Annotated in this window: 3 protein-coding genes; 1 reads left to right on the forward strand and 2 read right to left on the reverse strand. The window is 62.3% G+C overall.

What is annotated here, in order from left to right:
- Nucleotides 1–914, forward strand: a 914-nt coding sequence (locus ACQ3I4_RS16610; RefSeq protein ID WP_430632801.1) for an IS256 family transposase, incomplete at its 5' end; no start/stop codon positions are given.
- 181 nt (nt 915–1095) lie between these two features.
- Here the strand turns inward: ACQ3I4_RS16610 and ACQ3I4_RS16615 are convergent.
- A protein-coding gene (locus tag ACQ3I4_RS16615; protein ID WP_430633938.1) for an IS3 family transposase occupies nt 1096–2258 on the reverse strand; the annotation gives its coding sequence in 2 pieces (ribosomal slippage) (nt 1096–1977 and nt 1980–2258; 1161 coding nt in all).
- 165 nt (nt 2259–2423) lie between these two features.
- On the reverse strand, nt 2424–3337 hold a 914-nt coding region (locus ACQ3I4_RS16620; protein WP_430632801.1), incomplete at its 5' end, for an IS256 family transposase.

A 3337-nucleotide genomic window follows, 5' to 3' on the forward strand; every position in this document is an offset into this window, starting at 1 on the left:
ATGAGATGGTCCTGTCGCTCTATGCCAAGGGCCTGACCACCGGGGAAATCAGCGCGCACTTCGCCGAGATCTACGGTGCGTCCGTGTCAAAGGAGACCGTCTCGCGGATCACCGACAGGGTGCTCGACGAGATGGCCGCGTGGCAAAACCGGCCGCTGGATGAGGTCTACGCGGCGATCTTCATCGACGCCATCGTCGTCAAGGTCCGCGACGGGCAGGTCGCCAACCGGCCCGTCTACGCCGCGATCGGCGTGACGCTGGAGGGTGAGAAGGACATCCTCGGCCTGTGGGCCGGCACCGGCGGTGAGGGCGCGAAGTTCTGGATGAGCGTGCTCACCGACATCAAGAACCGCGGCGTGAAAGACACCTTCTTCCTGGTCTGCGACGGCCTCAAAGGCCTGCCCGAAGTCGTCACCAACGTCTGGCCGCTGACAACCGTGCAGACCTGCATCATCCACCTGATCCGCAATACCTTCCGCCTGGCCTCGAAGAAGGACTGGGACGCGCTCAAACGGGACGTGAAGCCCATCTACACCGCCGTGAACGCTGCGGCCGCCAGGGCGGCGTTCGAGGAGCTCACCGAGCGCTGGGGCAAGAAATACGGGGCCATCGTGCGGCTGTGGGAGAACGCGTGGGAGGAGTTCATCCCGTTCCTGGACTATGACGTGGAAATCCGGCGCGTGATCTGCTCGACCAATGCGATCGAATCCCTCAACGCCAGGTACCGGCGCGCCGTGAAGGCCCGGGGTCATTTCCCCACCGAGCAGGCTGCGCTAAAGTGCCTGTATCTGGTCACCCGATCCCTCGATCCGACCGGTGCCGGCAAGACCCGATGGGCCGTGCGTTGGAAGCCCGCTTTGAACGCCTTCGCCATCACTTTCAGCGACCGATTCCCGGCCGCTGAAAGCTACTAAAAGAAACCGCCGGATACACCGTTAATGAGATAGTCCCCGGCGCGTCCTTCCTTTTGGACGAGGACGTTGAGAAGCCAGTAATTGCTTTGTCGGGAAGAGGTAAGGGGACTGCTGAAGGTTTAGTTGACAGCTGGGGTTGGGACTGCTGAAGGTTTAGTTGACAGCTGGGGTTGATAATTTCTTACGCGGCTGAGGCCGCGTTTTTTATTGTCTCAAACTCGATTGGTGTCAGCCGTCCGAGGGCACGTTGACGGCGTTTGCGGTGGTAGCTGCGCTCGATCCAGGTCGTGATGGCCAGCCGGAGCTCGGCCCGGGTCTCCCATCGTTTCCGGTTCAGGACGTTCTTTTGCAGCAGGGAGAAGAACGATTCCATCGCTGCATTGTCACCGCATGCCCCTACCCGGCCCATCGATCCGTTCAGGCCGTAGGTGTTCAGGGCCAGGACGAACTTTCTGGATCTGAACTGGGACCCTCTGTCCGAGTGGACCACCGTGCCCGCCGGTTTCCTGAGAGCCACGGCGTGGTCCAGCGCGGCAACGGCCAGAGACGCTTTCATCCGCCCGTCCATGGAGTACCCGACGATCCGGTTCGAATGCAGGTCCTTGATCGCGCACAGGTACAGCTTGCCTTCCCCGGTGTGGTGCTCGGTGATGTCCGTCAGCCATTTCCGGTTCGGTGCCGTGGCGCTGAAGTCCCGTTCGATGAGGTCATCGTGGACCGGAGGGCCGGCCTTGAGCGCTGAGCGGCGCCGGCGGTGGATCACCGAGAGGATGCCGTTCTGGGAGCACAGCCGCCAGATCCGGCGTTCACTGGCCACAGGGCCGGGTCCGGCGTTGATCTCATCGGCGATGAACCGGTAGCCGAAGGCAGGATCGTCGCGGTGGTGGTCGATGGCGGCGTTGATCAGGTGGGCTTCTTCCCAGTCCCGGGCGGGCACGGGGTTGGCGGCCCACTGGTAGTAGGCCTGTCTGGAGAAATTCAGTACCCGGCAGGACACTGCCACGGGAACCCTGATCGGGGCGTCCCTGGCAGCCAGCTCGCGGACCAGCGGGTACATCATTTTTTTGGATTGATGTCCCGGGACAGATAGGCCACGGCACGGCGCATGACTTCAGCTTCCTGCTCCAGGAGCCGGATGCGTTTATTGGCCTCCCGCAACTTCGCGGCGTCATCAGACACGGCCCCGGACTGCACGCCATCTTCTCTGTCGGCAATCTTCATCCAGCGGTGCAGGGCAGCAGGTGAGACCCCGAAATCCTTGGCGATCTGGGTGATGGGCGCTTCGCCCTTGCGGGCAACCGCCACGACATCGCGGCGGAACTCTTCGGGAAAGGCTTTGGGCATGAGGAACATCCTTCCACCCGCAAGGATCAAATCCTCACAGGCAAAGTGTCAATCAAACCTTCAGCAGTCCCAAGCGACTAGATGTAGTTCTATTCACGCTTCTCCACGAAGTGGCGCATGTCCTCCTGGGGACTATCTCATTAACGGTGTATCCGGCGGTTTCTTTTAGTAGCTTTCAGCGGCCGGGAATCGGTCGCTGAAAGTGATGGCGAAGGCGTTCAAAGCGGGCTTCCAACGCACGGCCCATCGGGTCTTGCCGGCACCGGTCGGATCGAGGGATCGGGTGACCAGATACAGGCACTTTAGCGCAGCCTGCTCGGTGGGGAAATGACCCCGGGCCTTCACGGCGCGCCGGTACCTGGCGTTGAGGGATTCGATCGCATTGGTCGAGCAGATCACGCGCCGGATTTCCACGTCATAGTCCAGGAACGGGATGAACTCCTCCCACGCGTTCTCCCACAGCCGCACGATGGCCCCGTATTTCTTGCCCCAGCGCTCGGTGAGCTCCTCGAACGCCGCCCTGGCGGCCGCAGCGTTCACGGCGGTGTAGATGGGCTTCACGTCCCGTTTGAGCGCGTCCCAGTCCTTCTTCGAGGCCAGGCGGAAGGTATTGCGGATCAGGTGGATGATGCAGGTCTGCACGGTTGTCAGCGGCCAGACGTTGGTGACGACTTCGGGCAGGCCTTTGAGGCCGTCGCAGACCAGGAAGAAGGTGTCTTTCACGCCGCGGTTCTTGATGTCGGTGAGCACGCTCATCCAGAACTTCGCGCCCTCACCGCCGGTGCCGGCCCACAGGCCGAGGATGTCCTTCTCACCCTCCAGCGTCACGCCGATCGCGGCGTAGACGGGCCGGTTGGCGACCTGCCCGTCGCGGACCTTGACGACGATGGCGTCGATGAAGATCGCCGCGTAGACCTCATCCAGCGGCCGGTTTTGCCACGCGGCCATCTCGTCGAGCACCCTGTCGGTGATCCGCGAGACGGTCTCCTTTGACACGGACGCACCGTAGATCTCGGCGAAGTGCGCGCTGATTTCCCCGGTGGTCAGGCCCTTGGCATAGAGCGACAGGACCATCTCAT

This window comes from Zafaria sp. Z1313, from assembly GCF_050563205.1.
Classification (GTDB): domain Bacteria; phylum Actinomycetota; class Actinomycetes; order Actinomycetales; family Micrococcaceae; genus JAZDCJ01.